We start from the raw sequence: 24,937 nt of genomic DNA on the forward strand, positions 1-24,937 counted from the left end.
CCGATTTGGCAGCGCCCGAACCGCCCCCACGGGGCGGGCGCTTCGCTTCCTGCCCCTCGGTCCGGGCGCGGCCTCTCATGGACGTCGGCACTTCGCCTCAAATATTCTTCCACCCCATCCGCTGCCGCACCATCGCCTCCAGATGCCGCCGCAGCCGGGCCTCGTGGATCAGGTCGATCTCCTGGCCCGCGTCGGGTTCGCGCATCTCGAGAGGCGGGTCCACCTCGCCAAAAACCTCCGTCAGCCGCGCCAGCATGAACGTCCGCAGCACGTCGTTCATCACCCCCTGATAGCCACTCCCCAGTTTGCGAAAGAACTTCGCCACATCCGCATCGACACGCAGGGTGATGCGGGTCTTGGCGGGCACCTGCGTCAGCGGCACGTGCCGCCATTCCCCCGGCAGATAGCTTTCCGCGATATGCGGATAGCGGAACGCCCGCAGCGTCTCGACCGTCTTGTCGGCCAGTTCGGTGTATTTGACCATGCGGTCACGGGTCTGTCTGGGGGTCATGCTGGCACCTCTTTGCGAAAGGCCAGTCTGCGCGGTATGGGTTAACACGAAGAAAGTGCCGCGCGCGGTGCACGCGCGGTGCACGCCCTGTGCACGCAAATCACATCGCCAGAAAAGCCCGCACCGCCGCCGCGAACTCGCGCGGTTTCTCCGCGTGCAGCCAGTGGCCCGCGCCGGGGATCTTGGCGAACTTGGCGTTCGGGAACAACCCGCGGATCTTGTCGCGGTAGATCGGTTTGACATAGTCGGACTGCGCCCCGGACAGGAACAGCGTCTCGCCGTCAAACCTCTGGTCCAGCGCCGGAAAGCCGATGATCCTGTCCATCTCGGCGGCCAGCACATCAAGGTTGAACTTCCAGCGTTTCCCTTTCAGATCAAGTGATTGCAGCAGGAATTCCGGCACCCCCGGCTCCAGCCCCTCAAGCTGCGCAAGCGCGTCGGCGCGGGCCTCCACCAGGGCCATATCCACCCCGCGCATCGCCTCGATCGGCCCCATCTGGCTGTGGGCATAGCCGATGGGCGCGATATCCGCGACGATCAGCTTGCCGACCTTTTCGGGGTGCTCGCAGGCCAGCACCATCGCGGCCTTGCCGCCCATGGAATGGCCCAGAACGTCATATTGCCCGTCGATCACCTGCGCCAGATCGCCTGCCAGATCGTGATAGGAATGCGTGTCATACCAAGGGCTTGCGCCGTGGTTGCGCATGTCGGCGGTCACCACCGGGCGGCTGTCCGCCAGCCGTTTCGCGATCACGCTCCAGTTGCGGGCAGAGCCGAACAATCCGTGCGCGATCAGCAGCGGCCGCGCGTCGGGGGCGTCGTATCTGACCGTGTTCAACATGCCGCAACCTTTCGTTCACCCATCTGCGGTAATCTATAGCCATTGAGGCCGGGCCCTGCCACCGCTAGAGCAGGCGCATGGACGCGGATCGCCTGAAAACCTATTCCGACGAGGTGAGTAACCTTTTGTTAACCCGGATGCGCGTCCGTGGGGCAACGCTCGACCATCAGCTGCGCAAAGCCGGGCGGTCGTTGCCGAATGTCATCCGCCGCGACGCGCATTACCTCGCACAGGCGGCGCTGCTGGCGCAGAACCCGCGGCTCGTGCGGATGGTCGATATGGCCAAGGCGGACAAGGCCCATGCGAACGTTGTCGCCCATCTGAAAACCGTCGATCCCGTCGACCGGCTCAAGGGTCGCGTGCTGGGCATCCTCGGCTCGATCTCCGCGGCGCTGATCGTGCTTTTCATCGTCGTCGTCTACGTGCTGGTGCAGCGCGGCTACGTCTGACGCGCGCGCCGCCAGACCGGCACCACCAGCGTGACCGTCGCGAAGGCCACGTAAAGCAGCAGATACCACGATCCCATCTTGGCAAAGCTGACGGCGTCCAGCGGGTTCTGCCCCGCATATAGCCATGTGCCCGTCAGCGTCCCGATATTTTCGGCCAACCACAGGAAAAAGCTGGAGAAAAACGCGGCCAGTGGAAGCGGCATCCAGTAGCGCGCCTGCCAGATACGGAAATAAATCCGGGTGCGGCCGTATAGCACGACAGTCGCGGCAAAGAGCAAGTAGCGGAGGTCGACGATGAAGTGATGCGCAAAGAAATTCACGTAGATCAGCACGGCGAGGCCAAAGTGCAGCACGGGAGGGGGAAACGGCGTGAACCGCATGTCGAACAGACGGATCACCCGCGCCATGAAGCTGCCGACAGCCGCATACATGAAACCGGAAAACAGCGGCACGTCCATGATCTTGAACAGCCCCGGTTCGGGATAGGCCCATGACCCGGCCTGAACCTTGAAGATTTCCATCGCTGTGCCGGTCAGGTGAAAGAGCGCGATCACCCGCACCTCCGTCCAGGTTTCCAGCTTCAGCCAAACGAAGCTGGCCTGCAACCCGATGGCGATGAACAACAGCGCGTCATACCGCGCCAGCGCCCAGTCGTCCTGCCAGATCAGCCGTGTGACGATCATCGCCGCCAACAGCGACGCGCCGAACAGGCAGGCCCAGGCCTGCTTGAGCGTAAAGACCGTCAGCGCAGCCAGCGGGGCGGGCACGTGCGTGCGCAGACCGTCCCTGAAATATGTTTTGAAATCATCCACCTGTGTCATGCTCCGCACATAACAAGGCCGCCGTGCAGGGCTGCACGGCGGCCTTGTGCAGATCATGTGCAGGGCGGGTCAGAGGTTCGGATAGAGCGGGAACCGGTCGCAAAGCGCCTCGACCTCGCCGCGCACCTTCTCCTCGACCGCACCATTGCCGTCGGAGCCGTTGGCCGCCAGCCCGTCCGTCACCTCGACGATCCAGTCGGCGATCTGGCGGAACTCATCTTCACCGAACCCGCGTGTGGTGCCCGCAGGCGTGCCGAGGCGGATGCCGGAGGTCACGGTCGGTTTTTCGGGGTCGAACGGGATACCGTTCTTGTTGCAGGTGATATGCGCGCGTTCGAGCGCGGCTTCGGTGATGTTGCCGGTCACCTTCTTTGGCCGCAGATCGACCAGCATCAGGTGGCTGTCGGTGCCGCCCGATACGATGTCGAGCCCGCCTTTCATCAACTGATCGGCCAGCGCCTGCGCGTTCCTGACGACCTTTTCCTGATAGCTCTTGAATTCGGGCCGCAGCGCCTCGCCGAAAGCCACGGCCTTGCCCGCGATCACGTGCATCAGCGGGCCGCCTTGGATGCCGGGGAAGATCGCGGAATTGACTTTCTTTGCAATGGCTTCGTCGTTGGTGACGATCATGCCGCCGCGCGGGCCGCGCAGTGTCTTGTGCGTCGTCGTCGTCGCCACATGCGCGTGCGGGAAGGGCGAGGGGTAGATGCCCGCCGCCACCAGACCCGCGAAATGCGCCATGTCGACCAGCAGGTAGGCCCCGACAGAATCCGCAATCTCGCGCATCTTTGCAAAGTCGATGATGCGCGGAAGGGCGGACCCGCCCGCGATGATCATTTTGGGCTGATGTTCTGTCGCCAGTTCCTGTACCTGATCGTAGTCCAGCAGGCTGTCCTGCTTGCGCACGCCGTATTGCACCGCGTTGAACCATTTGCCCGACTGGTTCGGCTTTGCCCCGTGGGTCAGGTGGCCACCTGCGTCGAGCGACATGCCAAGGATCGTATCGCCGGGCTGCAACAATGCCTGAAACACACCTTGGTTGGCCTGGCTGCCGGAGTTGGGCTGCACGTTGGCGAACTCACATCCGAACAACTGCTTGGCGCGGTCGATGGCGAGGTTTTCGGCCACGTCCACATGCTGACATCCGCCGTAGTAGCGGCGACCGGGATAACCTTCGGCGTATTTGTTCGTCATCACGCCGCCCTGCGCCTCCATCACGGCGGCGGACACGATGTTCTCGCTGGCGATCAACTCGATCTCGTTGCGCTGGCGGCCGAGTTCCGCCTGCATCGCGGCGTGCAGGTCGGGGTCGCGCATGGCGAGCGTTTCGGTGAAAAAGCCTGCGTCGCGGACGGTGGCGGTCATGATGGGTGCCCTTTCGTGGAAATCGGCATGTCTGGTCTGCGCGTCACATAACGCAACGTCTGCCGGGTCAAAAGCATCAAAACGACCAAGATGTTCACGCGTGCGGCAGCGATCCGGCCGCCGGGCGACTTGCCTTCACACGCCGATCCGTGGACTAATCGGATCAGCAATAGGACAGCCCCACCCATGCCGCACCGACAGATCGCCTTTCTCGCCAGCCCGGTGCCCATTGCACAGGCGGCCCTGGCCGATCTGGCACAGATGCATGGCAACGCACCGATCGATCAGGCCGATGTGATCGTGGCGCTGGGTGGTGACGGTTTCATGTTGAAAACCCTGCACGATACCCAGCATCTCGACGCGCCGGTCTATGGCATGAACCGTGGTACTGTGGGCTTTCTGATGAACGAATTTCACGGCGACGATCTGCGCGACCGCCTCGATCAGGCTGAAGAGGAAATCATCAATCCGCTCGCCATGCAGGCCATCTGTGTGGACGGCACCGAACATGCAGCACTTGCGATCAACGAAGTGTCACTGCTGCGCGCGGGTCCGCAGGCCGCGCAACTGCGGATTTCCGTCGATGGCCGCGTGCGGATGCCGGAGCTTGTCTGCGATGGCGCGCTTGTGGCGACACCTGCCGGGTCCACCGCCTACAACTACTCCGCGCACGGCCCGATCCTGCCGATCGGGTCGGACGTGCTGGCGCTCACGGCGATGGCCGCGTTCCGCCCCCGGCGCTGGCGCGGCGCGCTGCTGCCGAAACGGGCCGTGGTGCGGTTCGACGTGATCGACCCTGACAAGCGCCCGGTCATGGCCGATGCCGACGGAAGTTCCGTGCGCGATGTCGCCTGGGTCGAGATCCGGTCGGAACCCAGCGTCGCGCACCGCATCCTGTTCGACCCCGGCCACGGGCTGGAGGAACGTCTGATCCGGGAGCAGTTTGCCTGAAACGGCCATCGGTCGGGTATTCCAGACTGTGCCACACCATGCTTCTTGCTATCCTGAGTTGTGCCTCATTTAGGCGCCACACCCAAAAGTCATTAGGAGAACAGGATTATGGCAAGCTACGAGAAGGTAATTGAGCTTCAGAAAAAGGTTGGCGATCATCAATTTCACCACGTGGAATGTGACGCCTTTCTTGAAATCAAGATTTCGCTCAGCGACAGGGGCCAGAAGCATCTGGACCTGTTCCGCATGGTGGCCGTGTCGTCCGAGATGTCGATCGCCGAGGGGCTCAAGGCCTGCCGCGAGTCGCCGTTCAAGACGGTTTTCGTCGTGCGCGAAAAGTCGGGCGAAGTTCTTTTTGCGCTATCGCAGAACAATGAGTACGTCGTCGCCGCGCGCAAGAAAAAGAAGAAACCGAAACCACCCGAGCCGCCGCAGGAACCGCAACCGACCGATTGCTGCCGGCTCTGCTCCTACATGGGCGGCGGCGGTTGCGACGATCTTGGCGACGGCAGCTGCATCTGTTTTGGCGCGGACCGCGACATTCGTGGCGGCATGGACGACCCGCTGGAGATTTTGGCTGGTTGACCGACTTTGGCCCGCCTGGAATGGCGGGCCGATCCACGGCCTAACTCTGCGCATAACCCAGCGGCTGCAGCGCCCCCTTGATCTCATCCAGAATGGCCGGGTCGTCGATGGTCGCGGGCATCTTGAAGTCCGCGCCGTCCGCGATCTTTACCATCGTCGCCCGCAATATCTTGCCCGACCGGGTCTTTGGTAGCCGGTCGACCACGGCGACCAGCTTGAACGCCGCAACCGGGCCGATGGTGTCGCGCACCCGCTTGATGCAATCCGCGGCGATCTGCTCCGGCGTCGCTTCGCATCCTTTATTGAGGCAGACGAACCCCATCGGCAGTTGCCCTTTCAGATCGTCGCTGACGCCGATCACCGCGCATTCGCCGACGTCGGGATGACCGGCCAAAATCTCTTCCATCGCACCGGTCGACAACCGGTGCCCCGCCACGTTGATCACGTCGTCGGTGCGCGCCATGATGTAAAGGTATCCGTCCTCGTCGATCATGCCGGCATCGCCGGTCTCGTAGTAGCCGGGAAAGGTGGTGAGATAGCTTTTCACGAAACGCTCTTCCGCGTTCCAGAGCGTCGGCAGGGTGCCGGGGGGCAGGGGCAGTTTGATCGCGATGGCACCCAGTTCGCCCGGCGGCATCTGTTGCCCCGCATCGTCCAGTATCTGCACGTCATAACCCGGCATCGGCACCGTGGGTGATCCGATCTTGACCGGAAGCGCCTCCAGCCCCGCCGGATTGCCGACGATGGTGTAGCCGGTTTCGGTCTGCCACCAGTGGTCATAGACCGGTACGCCCATCACCTTCTGCGCCCATTCGATCGTGTCGGGGTCGGCCCGTTCACCGGCCAGATAAAGCGCGCGCAGGCATGAAATGTCGTAATCCCTGATCATCTCGCCCTTGGGGTCCTCGCGCTTGATCGCGCGGAATGCTGTCGGTGCGGTAAAGAAGCTGCGCACGTTATGCTCGGATATCACGCGCCAGAACGTGCCCGCATCCGGTGTGCCGATGGGTTTGCCCTCGAACACCACAGTCGTGTTGCCGTGGATCAGCGGCGCATAGCAGATGTAGGAATGTCCCACGACCCAGCCCACGTCGGAGGCCGCCCAGAACACATCGCCGGGGTCGACGTTATAGATGTTCTTCATCGTCCAGTGCAGCGCCACCAGATGACCGGCGGTCGGGCGCACCACACCCTTGGGCGCGCCGGTGGTGCCGCTGGTATAAAGGATATAGGCCGGATGATCGCCCGCGACCGGTACGCACTCCGCCGGCTCCACGCCGGCCTGAACGTCATGCCAGTCGTGGTCGCGGCCCTCGGTCAAATCACATGGTCCTTCCTCGCGCTGCAGGATCACGGTGAAATCGACCTTGTGCTTCGCTTGTGCAATCGCGCCGTCCAGCAGCGGCTTATAGGCGACGGTGCGCCCCGGCTCCACCCCGCAAGAGGCGGCGATGATCGCCTTGGGCGTGGCATCGTCGATCCGCACGGCAAGCTCGCTCGCCGCAAAACCGCCAAAGACGACCGAATGCACGGCCCCCAGGCGCGCGCAGGCCAGCATCGCCACCAGCGCCTCGGGCACCATCGGCATGTAGATGACGACCCGGTCGCCCTCGGCGATGCCCTTGTCGCGCAGCGCACCGGCCAGAGACGCGACCTGTGTCTGCAATTCGGCAAAGGTCGTCTTCGACGATTTGCCGGTGATCGGACTGTCGTAGATGATCGCCACCTGATCGCCGCGCCCGGCCTCGACATGGCGGTCGACGGCGTTGTGGCAGGTGTTCACCTGTGCATCGGCGAACCAGCGATAAAGCGGGGCGTTGCCGTCGTCCAGCGCGCGGGTGGGCGGGGTGACCCAGTCGATGGCTTTGGCCTGCTCCATCCAGAATTTCTCCGGATCGGCCTGTGCGGCGGCGTAGATGTCTTTGTAGCCCATTGGTGTCACTCCTCCCCGGATGTGCGGCAAAGTGTTAGGCACGCCGCCGATCTGCCGCAAGAGGCTGTGCCGTCGCGCCGCCCCGGCTTGTGAAGTTCTTGACAGATGCACGGGTGGCCGCGGCTACCCGTATCGCACCCAGTAGTCCTTGATCCAGCGCACCGGGAAATAGCCGAACTTTTCCCTCGACCCCCATCGTCTGAACGGCCTCTGCGCCATGTCTTCGGGGTTCGGCACGCCGTGAAAGATCACCACGTATCCGTCCGGCTTGCGGATCGGACGCACCAGATTGACCGGAAAATGATAGGCGAGGCTTTTCTTGAAGCTGAGCATCCAGCCTGCAGGCCAGTGCCGCCGGTCCTTGGCGTGTTCGTGGATATAGGTCTGATCGTTGCGAAAGGGGGCCAATTCCGCAAAACTCTTGTCAGCCGCACCGTGATAGATTTGGGTCTGCTCCCCCGCGATAAAGCCCACGATCGACGAATTCGACCCCAGCGGCCTGCCGAACAGCGCCGGGAACAGGCGTGGCAGCGTGTCAGGGATTTCCTGCATGGTCAGCACACCACCGGTCTTGCGCAGATGGTCGAACAACGGTGTCAGATCGCGCAGCACCACGACATCGACATCCAGCATGATCACCGGCGTACCGTCCGCCACGATGCCCGGCGCAAAGGCGCAAAGTTTCGGCCACATCCCCTTTTGCCAATCTGGCCTGTCCATCGCGAAATCCGGCAGCGGCTGCGTTTCGATCCCGTGGTCGAGGCCCTCGGCGTCATCGGTCAGGCAGATGAACCGGAACGGTGACTGCATCAGATCGCTCAGCGCGCGGAACAGGATGTTGGTGTAGTGGCAGGGATAGCCGACACCCCATTTGAAGCACAGAAAAACCGGCGTCGCGGCCTTACCCATAGTGCGCGACGGGTGTGCCCGCCAGCGCGGACATATTCAGCAACCCGCGCGACGTGATCGAGGGCGTCACGATATGCGCCTGATTCCCCATGCCCATAAGGATCGGCCCGACTTCCAGCGCGCCGGCCTTCGTTTTCAGGATGTTTCGCACGCCCGACGCGGCATCGGTATTGGCGAAGACCAGGACGTTCGCCGCCCCTTCCAGCTTGGAGCCGGGGTAAATCCGGTCGCGCAGGTCCGCGTCCAGCGCGGTATCGACGGGCATTTCGCCCTCGTAGCAGAAATCGCGCGGCGCGGAATCGAGGATTTCAAGCGCGGCCCGCATCCTGCGGCCACTGTCGTTGTCCAGATTGCCGAACTGGCTGTGTGAACAAAGCGCGATCTTCGGCGTCAGGCCAAAGCGGCGTATGTGCCGTGCCGCGCCGATCACGGTTTCGGCCACCTGCTGCGGCGTGGGGATCGCGTGCACCTGCGTGTCGGCCACGAAAAGCGGCCCGTCTTCGAGGATCAGCATCGACAGGGCGGCGACGGGGTGCAGCTTGTCGGTGCCAAGGATTTGCGTGACGTAATTCAGGTGCCACAGGAACTGCCCGAAGGTGCCGCAGATCATACTGTCGGCCTCGCCGCGCTGCACCATGACCGCGCCGATGGCTGTTGTATTGGTGCGCATCACGGCCTTGGCCAGATCGGGGGTCACGCCCCGGCGCGCCATGATGTCGTGATATGTGCCCCAGTAATCGCGGTAGCGCGGATCGTTTTCGGGGTTCACGATCTGGAAATCGACACCCGGCTTCACGGTCAGCCCCGCGCGTTCGGCACGGGCAGCGATCACGTCGGGACGGCCGATCAGGATCGGGCTGTCGGTCGTGTCCTCCAGAATGGCCTGGCTGGCGCGCAGCACCCGCTCGTCCTCGCCCTCGGCAAAGACGATGCTGCGTTTTGCGGTGCGGGCAGCGTCGAACACGGGCCGCATGATCAAGGCGGATTTGAAAACAGAGCCGTCGAGCTTTTGCTTGTAGGCCTGCAGGTCGTCGACCGGGCGCAGCGCAACTCCGGTGTCCATCGCGGCCTTGGCGACGGCGCTGGCGACGACGCCCATCAGGCGCGGGTCGAATGGCTTGGGGATCAGGTAGTCGCGCCCGAACGTCAGGGTTTCGCCGGAATAGGCCGCCGCCGCCTCGGCAGAGGTGGTCTTGCGGGCCAGTTCGGCGATGCCTTCGACGCAGGCGATCTTCATCTCGTCGTTGATGTCTGTGGCACCCACATCCAGCGCGCCGCGAAAGATGAAGGGAAAGCACAGCACGTTGTTGACCTGATTGGGAAAATCGCTGCGTCCCGTGGCGATGATCGCACCCGGGGCCACGGCGCGTGCGGCGTCGGGGTCGATTTCCGGGTTGGGGTTGGCCAGCGCAAAGATGATCGGGTCGGTGGCCATTTTCGCCACCATCTCGGGCTTCAGCACGCCGGGGCCGGACAGGCCGAGGAACAGGTCCGCGCCGTCGATCACGTCACCCAGGGCAAGCGGCAAGTCGCCTTGGGCAAAGGCCGCCTTTTGCGGCGACATATCCTTTTCGCGCCCGTGATAGACCAGCCCCTCGATATCGCAGAGCCAGACATTCTCGCGCTTCACGCCAAGTTTCACCAGCATGTTCAGGCAGGCGATACCGGCGGCCCCGCCACCGGTGCTGACGATCTTGATGTCCTCGAATTTCTTTCCTGCGATGCGCAGCGCGTTCAACGCGGCGGCGCCCACGACGATGGCGGTGCCGTGCTGGTCGTCGTGGAAGACGGGGATGTTCATCCGCTCGCGGCACAGCTTTTCGACGATGAAACAGTCTGGGGCCTTGATGTCTTCGAGGTTGATGGCGCCGAAGGTCGGTTCCAGCGCGCAAACGATATCGGCGAGTTTGTGGGGGTCGGGTTCGTTTAACTCGATATCGAAGCAGTCGATGTTGGCGAATTTCTTGAACAGGACGGCCTTGCCCTCCATCACCGGCTTGGACGCCAGCCCGCCGATGTTGCCCAGCCCCAGCACGGCGGTGCCGTTGCTGACCACGCCGACGAGATTGCCGCGGGTGGTGTAGTCGCGCGCTGTATCGGGGTCGGCCTTGATTTCAAGGCAGGCTTCGGCCACGCCGGGGGAGTATGCCCGCGCCAGATCGCGACCCGTCGCAAGGGGTTTCGTCGCGCGGATTTCGAGCTTTCCGGGCTTGGGAAGACGGTGATAATCCAGCGCCGCCTGGCGCGCGCTTTCAGTCGGGGTGTCGGCCATGCTCGTTGCTCCAGTGGATATAGTTTAATATTAAACTATCTGCGCGTCCGGGCGTAAGACGCCTTCATGAATAAGCACACTTCGGATTATCTTGCAAATTCCACGCGCCCGCGACAGGCTGCGCGCACGATGACTGATGATACCGATTTGCGCGCCGAAGTGCGCCTGCCCACCACCGATCTGCGCGGCGATCTCGGCTTTTTCGCCAAGATGCTCGGCATGCGGATGGATTCGATCTTTCCCGCCGACGCCCCCAAGGTCGCCGTGTTTTCCGGGCACGGGATCACCGTCCGGCTGGATCAGACGATGATTTCCGCCGCGGGCGTGGTGCGGATCCTGACGGACGATACCGATTTCGCGGGCGGCGCCCGCGGGCTGACTTCGCCCGGCGGCACCATCGTCGAAATCGCGCGGCTGAACCCCGATCTGGTGATGCCGGAGACGAAACACGCTTTCGTCGTACGACGGCTGGCGGACAAGGCACCATGGGTGATCGGGCGCGCCGGTATGCACTACCGGGACCTGATCCCGGATCGGCTGGGCGGGTCGATCATCGCCAGCCACATCCGTATCCCCGACGGTGGCCCGGTGCCGGATGTGGTGCATTACCACAAGGTCGGGTTCCAGCTGATCTTTTGCTACAAGGGCTGGGTCGATGTGGTTTACGAAGATCAGGGCGAGCCGATCCGTCTGACCGCCGGGGATTGTTTCATCCAGCCACCGGAAATCCGCCACCGCGTGCTTGCCGCCTCCGACGGGATCGAGGTGATCGAGATCGGCGTGCCTGCCGAGCATGTGACCGAGATCGACCACGAGATGACGTTGCCCAACCTGCGCATCAATCGCAAGCGCGAGTGGCAGGGCCAGCGGTTCGTGCACAACGTGGCCAAGGGTGCGAAATGGGGACCGTCGCGGCTGAAGGGATTCACCGCGCGCGATACAACCATCGCGGCCAATACAAAGGCGGTCGCGGGTGTTCAGGTCCTGCGCCGCGGGGAAGGTGAGCCTGTCTGGACGACGCATGACGCGGACATACATTTCACTTTCGTAATGTCCGGCACCATGACGCTGGAGGGCGAGGGGCGAGAGCCGCATGACCTGCAGCCGGGCGATGCCTTCGTCATCCCGCCGGGGATGGCGACGCGCTACGCTGAACCGAGTGACGGGCTGGAATTGCTGGAAGTATCGCTGCCCGGTCTGTTTGCGACGATGCGAGCCGAGTGACGACAAGAACCTTCCCCGCGGGGAAGGTTTCTTTTTATTAACAAACTGTTAAGGACATACGCCGAAGCGTGATCGGTCAGAGATTCTGGTCGGTGTTGAGGTGGTCCCGCAACTCCTTGATACGCTCATGCGCTTCGATCTGGGTCAGGCCCTCGTTGAACGGTTCGCCTGCCTCCTCGCACAGTGCGCGAAGCAGATCGGCCTGATCGCCGGTCATCGATGCGTCCGGCTCGCCCGGGGTGATGGCCATGTCGGCCACGCTATAGCTGCTGCCTGCTGGATTGGTCATGGTGGTGATCCTCCGTCAAAATCCGCGTTCAGGGATAAAACGCTGCACCAGCCGCTTTTGTTCCCCACGTCGGGTCTTGCATCCACGGGCGCGATCACGGACCCTGCCGCTTTATGACGGAGCCAGAGACCATGCACCTGATCGACGCCGCCCGCGCCGTGCGCGAAAATGCTCATGCGCCCTATTCCCGGTTCAAGGTCGGTGCGGCGCTGCAATCGGACAGCGGTGCGGTGCATGTGGGCTGCAACGTGGAAAACGTGGCATACCCGGAAGGCACCTGTGCGGAGGCTGGCGCGATCGCCGCGATGGTGGCGGCGGGTGACAAGCGGATTGCGGCCATCGCGGTGATCGCCGACAGCCCGCAACCGGTCAGCCCCTGCGGCGGCTGCCGCCAGAAGATCGCGGAGTTTGCCGACGGCGATGTGGTGGTGACGATGGCCACGACGGACGGGGTCACCCGGAAAACGACTGTGGCCGCCCTGCTGCCCGGCAGCTTCGACGCCGACTACATGAGCAAGGTCTGACCGCGATGGATGCCCGCGCCATCATTGCCAAGGTCCGCCGTGGCGACACACCCGACAGCGATGAATTGCAGTGGTTCACCGCCGGGCTGGCGACGGGCGCTGTCAGCGACGCGCAGGCCGGGGCCTTCGCCATGGCGGTCTGCCTGAACGGGCTGGGCGATGCGGGGCGCGTGGCGCTGACCACCGGCATGCGCGACAGCGGCGACGTGCTGAATTGGGATCTGGACGGGCCGGTGCTGGACAAACATTCCACCGGCGGGGTCGGCGACTGCGTGTCGCTGATTCTGGCCCCCGCGCTGGCTGCCTGCGGTGTTTACGTGCCGATGATCTCGGGCCGCGGGCTGGGCCACACCGGCGGCACGCTGGACAAGCTGGAGGCGATACCGGGTGTCTCGACCGACGTGACGGAGGCGCAGCTGCGCCGGATCTTGCGCGATAACGGCTGCGCCATCGTGGGTGCCACAGGGCGGATCGCTCCTGCCGACAGGGTGCTTTACGCGGTGCGCGACGTGACGGCAACGGTGGACAGCGTCGACCTGATCACCGCCTCGATCCTGTCCAAGAAGCTGGCAGCGGGGCTGGACGGGCTGATCCTTGACGTCAAGCTGGGCACCGGCGCGTTCATGAAAACCGCTGAAGATGCACGCGCGCTGGCGCGGTCACTGGTAGATACGGCGAACGGAGCGGGCTGCCCGACAGCGGCCCTGATCACCGATATGAACACGCCGCTGGCTCCGGCGCTTGGCAATGCGGTGGAGGTCGCGATCTGCATGGAGGTGCTGTCGGGCAACCGGCATGTGGCACCGCGTCTGCATGACCTGACCGTGGCGCTGGGCGCGCAGGTGCTGGCGCTGCACGGCGACGACCCCGGCGAGACGGCGGAGCGGGTGGCAGAGGCCATCGCGTCGGGGCGCGCGCTGACGCATTTTGCGGGCATGATCGAAGCCCTCGGCGGGCCGCCCGATATGGCCGAGGACTGGCGCACGCATCTGCCCAAGGCCGCTGTGGTGGGTGATGTGACGGCACCGCAGGACGGCTATGTCACCCATATCGACGGCGAGGCGCTGGGCATGGCGGTCGTCGGTCTGGGCGGCGGCCGCAAGGTGGAAACGGACCGGCTGGATTACGCGGTAGGAGTGACAGAGGTGGCCGGGCTGGGCGCACGGGTGTCGCGCGGTCAACCGCTATGCGTCGTGCATGCGCGCACCGAGGACGAGGCCGAACGCGCCGCGGCGGCCGTGCAATCGGCCATGATCATCGGCGACAATCCAGACGTCGGCCCGCTGGTGATAGAGGAGGTCCGCTGATGCCCCGGGCGTTTCTGGTCGTGATGGACAGCGTCGGTATCGGCGGTGCGACCGATGCAGATGAGTTCTTCAATGGTGACGTGCCCGATACCGGGTCCAACACGCTGGGTCATATCGCGCGGGCCTGTGCGGAGGGTCGAGCAGAGGATGGCCGCAGCGGGCCGCTGGAGATTCCCAACCTGCGCGCGCTGGGCGCGGGGCAGGCACTTGCGTTGGCGTCCGGCATGACGCTGCCGGGCGAGGCTGTTGCGGTCACGGGCGCATGGGGTGCGGCCAATGAAATCTCGCGCGGCAAGGACACGCCGTCGGGCCATTGGGAACTGGCGGGTGTGCCGGTGCCCTGGGACTGGCACAGCTTTCCCAAGACCGAACCGGCGTTTCCCGACGACGTGATCGTCGCCATCTGCGAGGCGGCGGGGACGGGCGGCACGCTGGCCAATCGCCACGCGTCGGGCACGGAGGTGATCGAAGCCGAGGGCGCGCGGCACGTGAAGACCGGCTGGCCGATCTGCTATACATCCGTCGACAGCGTCCTGCAGATTGCGGCGCATGAGGATGTGTTCGGGCTGGATCGCCTTCTTCAGCTTTGCGCCGACGTGGCCCCGATGCTGCACGCGATGAAGGTGGGGCGGGTGATCGCGCGGCCATTTGTCGGAGATGCCGAAAATGGGTTCACCCGCACCGCCAACCGCCGCGATTTCGCCATAGCACCCCCGTCGCCGACGCTCTGCGACTATGTTCAAAGGGCGGGGCATCCGGTTCATGCGGTCGGCAAGATCGGCGACATATTCTCGATGCGCGGGATCGACGACGTGCGCAAGGGACGCGACCGGGACCTGATGGTGCATCTGGGCGATCTGGTGGACAGCGCCGCCGACGGCGCTTTCGTCTTCGCCAATTTCGTGGAGTTCGACAGCGAATACGGCCATCGCCGCGATGTCAGCGGCTATGCCCGGCATCTGGAATGGTTCGATGCGGCGCTGGGCGATCTGCTGCCGCGCCTGCGCGGGGGCGATCTGTTGATCGTCACCGCCGACCATGGCAATGACCCCACGTGGCACGGCACCGACCATACCCGCGAACGGGTGCCGGTGTTGGTGCATGGGATCGGTGAAAGGTCGCTGGTGCAGCTGGCCTTCGCCGACGTCGGCGCGAGCGTCGCAGACTGGCTGGGCGTGGCCTATGACGGACAAGGGAAGAGTTTTCTATGAGCGACAGATCAGCGCCGAAGATCGAGCTGCACCTGCATCTGGAAGGGGCCGCACCGCCTGTCTTCATCCGCGGGCAGGCGCGCGAAAAGAAGATCGACATCGGTGGGATATTCGATGCGCAGGGCAACTATTCCTATCGCGATTTCGACGAATTCCTGAAGGTTTACGAGGCCGCCTGCACGCCGCTGCAAACACCCGACGACTTCCGCCGCCTGACGCTGGCCGTGCTGGAGGAATGCGCCAAGCACGGTGTCATCTACGTGGAATCCTTCATCTCTCCCGATTTCTGCGGTGGCGGCGATCTGGCGGCCTGGCGCGACTATCTGGCGGCGATCCGCGATGCGTCGGACGTGGCGGAACGCACGCTGGGCATCACGCACAGGGGGATCGTGACCTGCATCCGGCACTTCGGCCCCGATCAGGCGAAATCGACCGCCCGCTGCGCGGCGGAAACCGCAGGCGATTTCATCGTGGGCTTCGGTATGGGCGGGGCCGAGATGATGAACCGTCCGGGCGATTACGCCTACAGTTTCGACATGGCGCGCGAGGCGGGGCTGGGGATCACCTGCCACGCGGGCGAATGGGGCGGGCCGGACATGGTGCGCGACACCATCCGCGACCTGCACGCGACCCGCATCGGCCACGGGATCAACGCGATCCACGACGACGCGCTGATCGCGGAAATCATCGACCGCGATGTCGTGCTGGAGGTCTGCCCGGGGTCAAACGTGTTCCTGAAAGCCGTCCCGTCGTGGGAGGCGCACCCGATCGAAAAACTCCGCGCGCGCGGTGTGAAGGTGACCGTGTCGACCGATGATCCGCCTTTTTTCCTGACGGACATGACACAGGAATACGAAAACCTACGGCGGGTGTTCGGCTGGGATGATGCGATTTTCGCCGAGATTCAATATACTGCGTTGCAGGCCGCCTTCTGCGACGACGCCACCCGCGCCACACTTGCCAAACGACTGGAACCTGCCACATGACCGAACCGCATCTGACCCACGTCCAGCATCCGCTGGTGCAGCACAAGCTGACGCTGATGCGACGCACCGACACATCGACCGCCGTGTTCCGCCAGCTTCTGCGCGAGATCAGCCAGCTTCTGGCCTATGAAGTCACGCGCAACCTGCCGATGACGACACAGCGCATCGACACCCCGCTGGAGCCGATGGACGCGCCCGTTCTGGACGGCAAGAAACTGGCGCTGGTGTCGATCCTGCGGGCGGGCAACGGGTTGCTCGACGGTATTCTGGAACTGATCCCGTCGGCGCGTGTCGGTTTCGTGGGGCTGTACCGTGACGAGGAAACGCTGAAGCCCGTGCAATACTACTTCAAGGTGCCGACCGAGATGGAGGACCGGCTGGTCATCGCCGTCGACCCGATGTTGGCGACCGGCAATTCATCCGTCGCAGCGATCGATCTGCTGAAGAAAGCGGGTGCGAAGAATATTCGTTTTCTGTGCCTGCTCGCCGCCCCCGAAGGGATCGCGCGGATGAAAGAGGCGCATCCCGACGTGCCTATCGTGACCGCTGCCGTCGATAGTCACCTGAATGAAAACGGTTATATCGTGCCCGGACTAGGGGATGCGGGCGACCGCATGTTCGGCACAAAATAGAGGGATAATCCCTTTACAAAATAGGCATTGTCCTGCATCTTTCCACAATATCTTGTGGGGGCAGCAATGAAAAAGACGGGTTTTGCGGGGGCCGCCGTGGCCGCGCTAATGGTCGCCGGGCAGATGGCGCAGGCACAGGCGGTGCCGGCCGAGTTTCCACCGGCATCCTTCACGGGCAACCAGTATGTCGACAGCCGGGGCTGCGCATTCGTGCGCGCCGGTCTGAGCGGCACCGTGAACTGGGTGCCCCGCGTGACCCGCAACCGCGAACAGCTTTGCAATTTCCAACCCACGTTCGCCCAGCAGGTCGCACCCACGACGGCACCTTCCGCACCGAACCCGCTGGCCGGTCTGCCCGATGCCACCATCGAGAATTCGAGCCCCATCGACGCCCCTGTCGTGACGGCGACGCCGGCACCGGCACCGGCCCCCGCGCCACGCATCGCGCCCGCACCGGCCCCAACCGGCAACGTCGGCGCACCGATCGAGACGGTCGCATCACTGACGACCCAGCCGCGGCTGATCCAGCCCGCAGCCACCGCGACGCCGCTGACCCCGCGCGTCATCGCAACCCCGGCGCCCGCGCCGGAGCCTGCACAGCAGCGCATTTCACTGACCGAGGCCTGCGACGGACGGTTCGGCGTGCAGCCACGCTTTGTCAGCGCGCAGACCGGAGAGCCGATCAATTGCGGCCCGGCCCCTGCGGCAGCGCCCGCACCCGTCGTGGCCCCTGTGCCGGTCGCCGTACCTGCACCGGCCCCGGTGCAGGAACGCATCACCCTGGCCGAGGCTTGTGACGGACGTTTCGGCATCCAGGCCCGTTTCGTGAGCGCCCAGACCGGGCAGCCGATCAACTGCGGCCCGGCCCCTGTGGCGGCGGTGCCTGTGCCTGCCGTCGTCCGTGTGCCGGCCCCGGCGGTGGAACCTGCTGGCCCGCGCCGCCTGACGCTGGCGCAGGCCTGCGCCGAAATCGCCCGCACGGGCCGCCCGCTGACCAACGCCGCGACCGGCCTGCCGGTGCGCTGCGCGCCGCAGGATCAGCCAGCGGCACGGCCACAGGTCTTTGCCGGTCTGCCCGGCCCCGCAGTGCCATCCGGCCCAGCCGTCGCACCGGCCCCTGCCGCCCCCACGATCACCGCCCCCGTCGGGGCGGCCCCGGCACCGACCACGACGGTCTGTGATCGCCCCGGTGCGCGCTATCTGATGGGCGGCACCGGTCTGCCGGTGCGTTGTGGTCCGCAGGCGCAATCACCCTATTCCATCGTCTCCAATACCGGCACGACCGTGGCCGCCGCCGCGCCGCAGGTCACACGTCGTGCGACATCCCCTGCCACGGGGTCGTTTCTGGGCATCCAGCTTGGCGAAACGCCTGTTCCCGCGTCCAACCCGCAGGTGTACCGAGCCGAGCCGATCCGCCCGCCGTCGGGATACGAACGGGTCTGGGGTGACGGTCGCCTGAACACACAGCGCGGATTGCCGTCGATGCAGACCCCGAACGTCTATCACCTGAATGCCCGTGTCGTGCCCGCAGGCACCACGGTCGTCCGCCAGACTGCGCCGCGTGCGCCTGCGGTGGTGCCGTCATCGGTCTCCAACGGGCACCGCTACGTGCAGGTCGGCAGTTTCGGCGACGCGGGCAATGCGCAGCGCACGATCCAGCGGTTGCAGGGCATGGGCCTGCCGGTCGCCGCCGGGCGCAGCGGCGGAATGCAGGTCGTGGCTATCGGCCCCTACGCCAATGGCACGGACCTGCAGCGCGCGTTGCAGATGGCCCGCGGCGCGGGCTTTACCGACGCCTATACGCGTCGCTGATTTTCCAGTTCTCCCGGGAAAAGGCCCTGCATCTCGACGCGGGGTCTTTTCTTGCCTGAGGTGCAGTCAGAGCGTGCAGATGCCCTGCAGCCTGATCCAGTCCTGATCAGGCAGGATCTCCGGCACATCGCGCCCCGTCATCGGGTCGCTGTCGATCAGCCGGGCCGGTGCATCGCCCGTGCGCGCGTCCCGTGCTGTGGCGTATGGGGTCGCGGGCAGGTTCGCCGCATCGAAGGCCGCCAGAAGATCGGACGCATCGACCTCGATCGCGCCCTCGGCAATCGCCTGCGCGTAGCTTTGCAGCACCCCGCCGGGCAGATCGCCGGTTGTGTATAGGGTCAGCGTGTCGCGCGGCCCCGCGTGGTCGAGAATCGCGGCAAGCGGGTCGTGGCGCACGCGGTCGCTGTGCGCGGCGACCAGATATCCTGCCGCGACCGCCACGTCGTCGTGCTGTTCGATGATCGCGCGGTCGATCATGGTGATCCCGCCGGGAAGGGTTATGGCGCCTTGCGGCAGGACCTGCACGACGACGAACTGACCGTCGGCGGCGGGGCCAAGCAGTCGGTTGCGCAGGGCGGTCAGCGCCTGCGTCCCGGCAGCACCGCGACAGGTCGCGCCGGTCAATCGCTGGTAGTGCCCCAACACGGTCGCGCCGATTTCACTGCGCTTTGACGGCGGCACCGCAGAAAGCGTCTGCTGGACCAGGGCGCGCGGCGCCCAGAGCACGGCAATTGCCACAACGGCGGCAATGACCGCCAGCGTCGACAGATGCCGCAGCTTGCCCGGATGCGGCTGGCTGCGTTCCACCGCGCGGCGCACCTTTTCGACGGCGTCGATCATCAGCGGATCGTCAAGGCTCAGGGTTTCCGTCGCGGCCGGGTCCGGGGCGAACAGGGCCGGGCGGACACCGGGGTTCAGGCGGTGGATCGCGGGAAGCGACCAGTGCGTGATCGCGGTGCCGGATGTATCGGAAATGACCAGCGTGGCATGCCCGAAGGAGACGGCAACCTCTTGCGGCGCAGCATCGTTCGCTTCCTGCCACAGCCCACCGCTTTCAAGCCGGTCAAATTCCCTGAGTGCTGTCATGCGCCTGCTTTGCTTTTGTCACACGTTAGCGCGGCAGGCGGCAAAATTGAAGCCTTGGTGTCAGAGCGTCCGGGCCTGCTTGCGCAGTTCGAATTTTTGGATTTTCCCGGTCGAGGTCTTGGGCAATTCCTGAAAGACAACCTGCTTGGGCGTCTTGAAGCCCGCCAGACGGGTGCGGACGAAGGCGATGATTTCGGCCTCATCTGCCGTTGCACCGTCCTTGAGTTCGACGAAGGCGCAGGGCACCTCGCCCCATTTGTCGTCAGGCTTGGCCACCACGGCGCACAGGTTCACCGCCGGGTGGTGCATCAGCGCGCCCTCGACCTCTACCGAGGAGATATTCTCGCCGCCCGAGATGATGATGTCCTTGGCGCGGTCCGCGATCTGCATGTAGCCGTCGGGATGCTGGATCGCGAGATCCTCGGAATGGAAATAGCCGCCCTTGAATGCCTTTTGCGTGGCTTCCGGGTTCTTGTAATACCCTTTCATCACCGCGTTGCCGCGCATCACGATCTCGCCCTGCGTGGCGCCGTCCATCGGGACCTGCGCCATCGCGTCGTCCATCACGGTCACGTCCTCCATCATCGGAAACGCCACGCCCTGCCGGGCCTTGATCGCGGCCTGTTCGTCATCGGGCTGGGTGTCCCAATCGGGGTTCCAGATACATTCGGTCACGTGACCATAGGTTTCGGTCAGCCCGTAGACCTGTGTGACGTTGAACCCCAGCTTGCCGATGGCGGCGAGGGTGGCGGCTGCGGGCGGGGCACCCGCGGTAAAGACCTCGACCTTGTGGTCGAACGCGCGGCGTTCGGTGTCCTTGGCGTTCACGATCAGGTTCAGCACGATGGGCGCACCGCCGAAATGCGTGACGCCGTTGTCGGCGATGGCGTCATAGATTGCCTTGGCCGTGATGTCGCGGCAGCACACGACCGTGCCGCCGAGTGCGGGCATCATCCAGGTGTGGTTCCAGCCGTTGCAGTGAAACAGCGGCACAATCTGCAGGTAGGTCATGAAGAGCGGCAACTGCCACGAGATCGGCGTGCCCATCGTCATCAGATACGCGCCGCGATGGTGATAGACGACCCCCTTGGGCCTGCCGGTCGTGCCGGAGGTGTAGTTGAGTGCAAGGCTTTCCCATTCGTCCTGCGGCATGATCCATGCGAAATCGGCATCGCCGCTGGCAAGGAAGTCTTCGTAATCGGTTTGTTCACCGATGCCTTTCACACCCGCCACCGGGTCCGGCACCTCGATCACCAGCGGCGGGGTGCCTGGCATCAGGGCCAGCGCCTCCATGCACATTGGCAGGAACTGGCTGTCGCACAGCACCACGGCCGCGCCGCCGTGATCGAGGATATAGGCGACGGTATCGACATCCAGCCGGGTGTTGATCGTGTTCAGCACTGCACCACAGGCGGGCACGGCAAAGGCGGCTTCGGACTGGGCGGGGATATTCGGCAGGATCGTCGCGACCACATCGCCGGGTTTTACGCCCACCTTGGCAAGGGCGGAGGCCAGCCGGGTGACGCGGGCATGGTAGTCGGCATAGGTCAGGCGTGTGTCGCCGTAGATCAGCGCGGGCTTGTCGGTGAAAACCCTTGCCGCCCGCGCAAGATGCGACAGCGGCGTCAGCGGCACGTAGTTGGCGGCACATTTGTCCAGCCCGGTTTCATCCGCCATCCAGCCCATCGGTATCCCCCGCCATATCGACCCATTGTCAGCAGAGCCTAGGATATGTCAGACATTTCTGGCAACGCCAATTCATCAGGGGGACAAAGGTGGATACGACGGTGAACCGGCCCGGACTTGCCGCCCTTTGTGCGCTGTCGGCGATGGCGCTGTTCGGGCTGATCGACAATTTCATGCGGTTGGCGGCAGAGACCGGCGGGTTGTGGCAGTTCCACATGCTGCGCTCCGTGATCGCTGTAGTCTTGTTGATGATCGTCGCGCGCATCGTCGGTGCGTCCCTGCGGCCCAACCGTCCCTTGCGCGTGCTGGGTCGCAGCCTGCTGAACGGCGTGGCGATGGTGATCTATTTCGGCTGCCTTGGCCTGATGCCGATTGCGCAGGTCGTAGCAGGGTTGTTCACAGCACCGATTTTCGTGATCATCTTCTCTGTCCTGTTCTTCGGCGAAACGGTCGGCGCGCGGCGGATCTTCGCGGTGATCCTCGGCTTTGCGGGGATCGTCCTTGTCTTGCGGCCCGACACCGCGGCCTTCAGCGCGCTGACGCTTCTGCCGGTGCTGGCCGGTGCGATCTATGCGCTGGGCAACATCGCGACACGGCGCTGGTGCGCGGGCGAAGGGACATTGACGCTGCTGGGCGCTTTTTTCGGCATGATGATGTGTTTCGGCGCGTTGGGATTGTTGGTTCTGACAGCCTTTCCCCTGCCGGTGCCTGCGGGGGCGGACGGCTTCGTCATCCGCGGCTGGGTCGCGCCGGAGGGTGTGTTCCTGACCATGATCGTGGTGCAGGGCGTGGGGTCGCTGATCGGCGTCGGGCTGTCGATCAAGGCCTATCAACTGGCAGAGGCAAGTTTTGTCGCGGTGTTCGAGAACATGCTGCTGGTCTTCGCGACCCTCTGGGCCGTGATCCTGTGGCGCGAGGTGCCGGATACGCTGGCGCTGATCGGGCTGGCCTGCATCGCAGGGGCGGGTGTGATCATCGCCGTGCGGTCGGACAGACCGCAGACCGTGCGCGCCGTCACGTTGCCGGAGTGAGGCGGCAATGATCATTTCCCCGGGGCGCAGGTTTATCTTCGTACACATCCCCAAGACCGGCGGCACCGCGCTGGCGCTGGCGCTGGAGGCCCGCGCGATGAAGGACGACATCCTGATCGGCGACACGCCCAAGGCGAAACGCAGGCGCGGACGGCTGAAACACCTGACCCCGGCGGGACGGTTGTGGAAACACAGCACGCTTGCGGATATCGAGGGGGTCGTCGCGCGCGATGATTTCCCCGACCACTTTATCTTCACGCTGGTGCGCAACCCGTGGGACCGGCTGGTCAGCTACTATCACTGGCTGCGGGACCAGTCGTTCGATCATCCGGCGGTCGCGCTGGCGCAGGGGGCTGATTTCAGCGGTTTCCTGAACGCGCCGCAGACGCAGGCCAGTATCGCGGCCAATCCCTACGACAGTTACATGCGTGACGGGGCGGGGCGGGAGCACGCGCAGCTTTACGCGCGGCTGGAGCATCTGGACGATGATCTGGTGCCGCTCTGGGATCACCTTGGCTTTACGCTCGATATCCCCGTCGCCAACGCGTCCGCCCGCAGGCGCGATTGGCGCGGATACTACAGCGATGCGGATGCAGCGCTCGTCGGAAGAATCGCGGCAGAGGATATCGCCCGGTTTGGCTATGTGTTCGACCCCTCCGGTTGACCCGCGAAAGGATTGTTTCGCAATCACGATCCAATCCGCTGCGGCGCATGCTTACTGTGTGTTAACCACGATGCAGTGCCGCAAACCTGCCCTATTTTGACCCAAGGTCCGGCACGGGAATCACGCCTCCTTTAACTCAAGCGACCCCGGACATGCTCCTGCCAGAGCCACCGCGGCGCGATACAAGAGGGGATAAGATCATGTTTTCATTCGGCACCGGAACCGGCCACCAAGACACACCAAAAGCCGTCATCGGCCTGCACGCGGACAAGACACTGGCCGAGGTCGCTTCCGGTCTGGTCGCGGGCACCAAGGTCGCCTCGCATATGGGCTGGCGCCCGGTCGAGGCCGTCGCCGCGGGTGATCAGGTGCTGACCTTCGACGGTGGCCTGCAGGTCGTGGCGCGCGTCGACCGTGAGGTCGTCTGGACCGGCGGCCGCCTGAGCGACCCCGACACGTGGCCGCTGCATGTGCCCGCCGGTGCGCTGGGCAACCGCGAGGACATGACGCTGATGCCGCAGCAGGCCGTGCTGGTGGAAAGCGACACCGCCGAGGCGGTCTTCGGCGATCCCTTCGCGATGATCCCCGCCACAGCGCTTGACGGGTTCCGTGGCATCTGCCGCACCCCGCCCGCGGACCGAATCGAGATCGTGACGCTGACCTTTGCCCGCGACGAGGTGGTTTTCGCCAATATCGGCGCGCTGTTCTTCTGCCCCGCCTCTACCGATCTGCTGGATGCGCCGTCGGAGGACTACAGGATGCTGTCGCTGGAACAGGCCGACCTGCTGGTCGGTTTCCTGGAGATCGAGGATCAGGGCCACGTGCCGGTCCGCCGTGCCGCGATGGCGTTCCGCGTAGCGGCATAAGTCGCGTTCGCCTTGAGGCTAACCGCGCAAGGTGAAGCGCCCGAAGATTCGTGCTAGTCTGTCGGTATTTGATGATCGGAGATTGGCAGACATGGATTACACCGCATTCCGCGACAGTGAGCGTAACGGCTGGAACGCCCGCGCGAGCGACTATCAAAACGCGACGGCCCGTGCGACGCTGCAATCGCTGCCCGCGCTTTTGTCACATGCCCGGCTGTTCCCCGCAGCGCGGGTTCTCGACGCCGGATGCGGTCCGGGATACGGCGCGGCATGTGCCAGCCTGTTTGGCGCGCGTGCACAGGGCATCGACTTTGCCGACCGGATGGTCGGACAGGTGCGGCAGAATTTCTCGGACATCCCGTTCCAGACCGCTGATGTCGAAGATTTACCTTTTGAGGACGGCACGTTCGACGCGGTGATCAGCAACATCGTGCTGTTCCATGTCACCGATCCCGTGAAAGCGATGGCAGAGGCGGCCCGTGTCCTGCGTCCGGGTGGGCGGTTTGCCTTCAGCCAATGGCTGGGGCCGGACCGGTCCGCCTGTTACCGGATGCTGTTCGACGTGCTGGGCGCCCATGCGGATATGGGCCTGGCCGATCCCGCGCCGAACGCCTATGCGCTGTCGGACGATGCCGAGGTGACGAAGATGATGACCGCCGCCGGGTTCGATGACGTTAGATGCGAAGAGGTGCCCAACGTGCTGCACGCGCCGGGACCGGGGTTCCATGATTTCTTCATGCAGTTCGGGGTGCGCGTGCCGCTTATCCTGGAACGCCAGCCAGAGGAGATGCGAGGCCGCATCCGCGCGGAGATCGACACCCGCGCGGCGGCCTATCTGGACGGCGACACATACAAGATCCCGATGCCGAGCCTGATCGTGTCCGGACGCAAGACCGGGTAATGGTCTAACTGCAGACGGCGCATCGATGACTGGATGCGCCGCCTGAAGGTTTTGGCGAACCGGGGGCGCTGCCCCCGATCG

General features: G+C 64.5%; 24 protein-coding genes. 14 read left to right on the forward strand and 10 right to left on the reverse strand.

What is annotated here, in order from left to right; translation table 11 throughout:
• Window positions 1-97: 97 nt before the first annotated feature.
• Both AC04PH_RS15260 and AC04PH_RS15265 read right to left on the reverse strand, forming a co-directional pair.
• Window positions 98-511 (reverse strand): BrnA antitoxin family protein, encoded by a 414-nt coding sequence (locus AC04PH_RS15260; RefSeq protein WP_483066679.1) that lies wholly within the window; start codon window positions 509-511, stop codon window positions 98-100.
• A gap of 100 nt (window positions 512-611) precedes the next feature.
• Window positions 612-1,352, reverse strand: a complete 741-nt coding sequence (locus tag AC04PH_RS15265) for an alpha/beta fold hydrolase (RefSeq protein WP_483066680.1) — start codon at window positions 1,350-1,352, stop codon at window positions 612-614.
• 77 nt (window positions 1,353-1,429) lie between these two features.
• On the opposite strand from AC04PH_RS15265, the gene AC04PH_RS15270 reads away from it, so the two are divergent.
• Window positions 1,430-1,801, forward strand: coding sequence for a hypothetical protein (locus AC04PH_RS15270; RefSeq protein WP_483066681.1), 372 nt, complete (start codon window positions 1,430-1,432; stop codon window positions 1,799-1,801).
• On the opposite strand, the gene AC04PH_RS15275 is transcribed toward AC04PH_RS15270, so the two are convergent.
• A complete protein-coding gene (locus tag AC04PH_RS15275; protein WP_483066682.1) occupies window positions 1,792-2,622 on the reverse strand; it encodes a DUF817 domain-containing protein in 831 nt (276 codons plus the stop codon). The genes AC04PH_RS15270 and AC04PH_RS15275 overlap by 10 nt on opposite strands.
• Before the next feature lie 69 nt (window positions 2,623-2,691).
• Entirely contained in the window at window positions 2,692-3,987 is a 1,296-nt protein-coding gene (gene glyA / locus AC04PH_RS15280; RefSeq protein ID WP_483066683.1) for a serine hydroxymethyltransferase, read from the reverse strand.
• 186 nt (window positions 3,988-4,173) lie between these two features.
• Between glyA and AC04PH_RS15285 the strand changes: the two genes are divergently transcribed.
• Window positions 4,174-4,938 carry an NAD kinase gene (locus AC04PH_RS15285; RefSeq protein WP_483066684.1) on the forward strand — a complete coding sequence of 255 codons (765 nt, stop codon included), beginning with the start codon at window positions 4,174-4,176 and terminating at the stop codon, window positions 4,936-4,938.
• A 108-nt stretch (window positions 4,939-5,046) separates the two neighbouring features.
• Window positions 5,047-5,523, forward strand: a complete 477-nt coding sequence (locus tag AC04PH_RS15290; protein WP_483066685.1) for a hypothetical protein — start codon at window positions 5,047-5,049, stop codon at window positions 5,521-5,523.
• A gap of 40 nt (window positions 5,524-5,563) precedes the next feature.
• On the opposite strand, the gene AC04PH_RS15295 is transcribed toward AC04PH_RS15290, so the two are convergent.
• The 3 genes from AC04PH_RS15295 to AC04PH_RS15305 form a co-directional block, all read right to left on the reverse strand.
• On the reverse strand, window positions 5,564-7,456 hold the full coding sequence (locus AC04PH_RS15295; RefSeq protein ID WP_483066686.1) for a propionyl-CoA synthetase: 1,893 nt from the start codon (window positions 7,454-7,456) through the stop codon (window positions 5,564-5,566).
• 123 nt (window positions 7,457-7,579) lie between these two features.
• Entirely contained in the window at window positions 7,580-8,365 is a 786-nt protein-coding gene (locus tag AC04PH_RS15300; protein WP_483066687.1) for a hypothetical protein, read from the reverse strand.
• Complete coding sequence (locus tag AC04PH_RS15305; RefSeq protein WP_483066688.1) at window positions 8,358-10,637, reverse strand: NADP-dependent malic enzyme; 2,280 nt, start codon at window positions 10,635-10,637, stop codon at window positions 8,358-8,360. Before AC04PH_RS15305 ends, AC04PH_RS15300 begins: the two co-directional genes overlap by 8 nt.
• A gap of 129 nt (window positions 10,638-10,766) precedes the next feature.
• Here AC04PH_RS15305 and AC04PH_RS15310 point away from each other — a divergent pair, with 129 nt between their 5' ends.
• The gene (locus AC04PH_RS15310) at window positions 10,767-11,861 is read left to right on the forward strand and encodes a cupin domain-containing protein (RefSeq protein ID WP_483066689.1); all 1,095 of its coding nucleotides are present in this window, start codon (window positions 10,767-10,769) and stop codon (window positions 11,859-11,861) included.
• Window positions 11,862-11,937: 76 nt separating this feature from the next.
• Here AC04PH_RS15310 and AC04PH_RS15315 read toward each other — a convergent pair whose 3' ends face one another.
• Complete coding sequence (locus tag AC04PH_RS15315) at window positions 11,938-12,150, reverse strand: DUF3072 domain-containing protein (protein ID WP_483066690.1); 213 nt, start codon at window positions 12,148-12,150, stop codon at window positions 11,938-11,940.
• 131 nt (window positions 12,151-12,281) lie between these two features.
• Between AC04PH_RS15315 and AC04PH_RS15320 the strand changes: the two genes are divergently transcribed.
• The 6 genes from AC04PH_RS15320 (at window position 12,282) to AC04PH_RS15345 (ending at window position 18,622) form a co-directional block, all read left to right on the forward strand.
• Entirely contained in the window at window positions 12,282-12,674 is a 393-nt protein-coding gene (locus AC04PH_RS15320; RefSeq protein ID WP_483066926.1) for a cytidine deaminase, read from the forward strand.
• A 5-nt stretch (window positions 12,675-12,679) separates the two neighbouring features.
• Window positions 12,680-13,981: a thymidine phosphorylase gene (locus tag AC04PH_RS15325; protein ID WP_483066691.1), complete on the forward strand. Its 1,302-nt coding sequence runs from the start codon at window positions 12,680-12,682 to the stop codon at window positions 13,979-13,981.
• Window positions 13,981-15,192, forward strand: a complete 1,212-nt coding sequence (locus AC04PH_RS15330) for a phosphopentomutase (protein ID WP_483066692.1) — start codon at window positions 13,981-13,983, stop codon at window positions 15,190-15,192. The genes AC04PH_RS15325 and AC04PH_RS15330 overlap by 1 nt, the downstream gene beginning before the upstream one ends.
• Window positions 15,189-16,178 carry an adenosine deaminase gene (locus tag AC04PH_RS15335; RefSeq protein ID WP_483066693.1) on the forward strand — a complete coding sequence of 330 codons (990 nt, stop codon included), beginning with the start codon at window positions 15,189-15,191 and terminating at the stop codon, window positions 16,176-16,178. The genes AC04PH_RS15330 and AC04PH_RS15335 overlap by 4 nt, the downstream gene beginning before the upstream one ends.
• Window positions 16,175-16,810, forward strand: coding sequence for a uracil phosphoribosyltransferase (gene upp, locus AC04PH_RS15340; RefSeq protein WP_483066694.1), 636 nt, complete (start codon window positions 16,175-16,177; stop codon window positions 16,808-16,810). The genes AC04PH_RS15335 and upp overlap by 4 nt, the downstream gene beginning before the upstream one ends.
• A 66-nt stretch (window positions 16,811-16,876) precedes the next feature.
• A complete protein-coding gene (locus AC04PH_RS15345) occupies window positions 16,877-18,622 on the forward strand; it encodes an SPOR domain-containing protein (RefSeq protein WP_483066695.1) in 1,746 nt (581 codons plus the stop codon).
• Between the two features lie 66 nt (window positions 18,623-18,688).
• Here the strand turns inward: AC04PH_RS15345 and AC04PH_RS15350 are convergent, their stop codons facing one another.
• Window positions 18,689-19,708 carry a hypothetical protein gene (locus tag AC04PH_RS15350; protein ID WP_483066696.1) on the reverse strand — a complete coding sequence of 340 codons (1,020 nt, stop codon included), beginning with the start codon at window positions 19,706-19,708 and terminating at the stop codon, window positions 18,689-18,691.
• A 60-nt stretch (window positions 19,709-19,768) separates the two neighbouring features.
• Window positions 19,769-21,394 carry an AMP-binding protein gene (locus AC04PH_RS15355; RefSeq protein ID WP_483066697.1) on the reverse strand — a complete coding sequence of 542 codons (1,626 nt, stop codon included), beginning with the start codon at window positions 21,392-21,394 and terminating at the stop codon, window positions 19,769-19,771.
• A gap of 89 nt (window positions 21,395-21,483) precedes the next feature.
• Here AC04PH_RS15355 and AC04PH_RS15360 point away from each other — a divergent pair, with 89 nt between their 5' ends.
• The 4 genes from AC04PH_RS15360 to AC04PH_RS15375 all read left to right on the forward strand — a co-directional run bounded on the left by AC04PH_RS15360 (window position 21,484) and on the right by AC04PH_RS15375 (window position 24,856).
• The gene (locus AC04PH_RS15360) at window positions 21,484-22,425 is read left to right on the forward strand and encodes a DMT family transporter (protein ID WP_483066698.1); all 942 of its coding nucleotides are present in this window, start codon (window positions 21,484-21,486) and stop codon (window positions 22,423-22,425) included.
• Between the two features lie 7 nt (window positions 22,426-22,432).
• Window positions 22,433-23,089 carry a sulfotransferase family 2 domain-containing protein gene (locus tag AC04PH_RS15365; RefSeq protein ID WP_483066699.1) on the forward strand — a complete coding sequence of 219 codons (657 nt, stop codon included), beginning with the start codon at window positions 22,433-22,435 and terminating at the stop codon, window positions 23,087-23,089.
• A 200-nt stretch (window positions 23,090-23,289) separates the two neighbouring features.
• Window positions 23,290-23,955, forward strand: coding sequence for a Hint domain-containing protein (locus AC04PH_RS15370; protein WP_483066700.1), 666 nt, complete (start codon window positions 23,290-23,292; stop codon window positions 23,953-23,955).
• Window positions 23,956-24,046: 91 nt separating this feature from the next.
• Window positions 24,047-24,856 (forward strand): class I SAM-dependent methyltransferase, encoded by an 810-nt coding sequence (locus tag AC04PH_RS15375; RefSeq protein ID WP_483066701.1) that lies wholly within the window; start codon window positions 24,047-24,049, stop codon window positions 24,854-24,856.
• Window positions 24,857-24,937 lie beyond the last annotated feature (81 nt).

This window comes from Yoonia sp. KMU-150 (genome assembly GCF_056858355.1).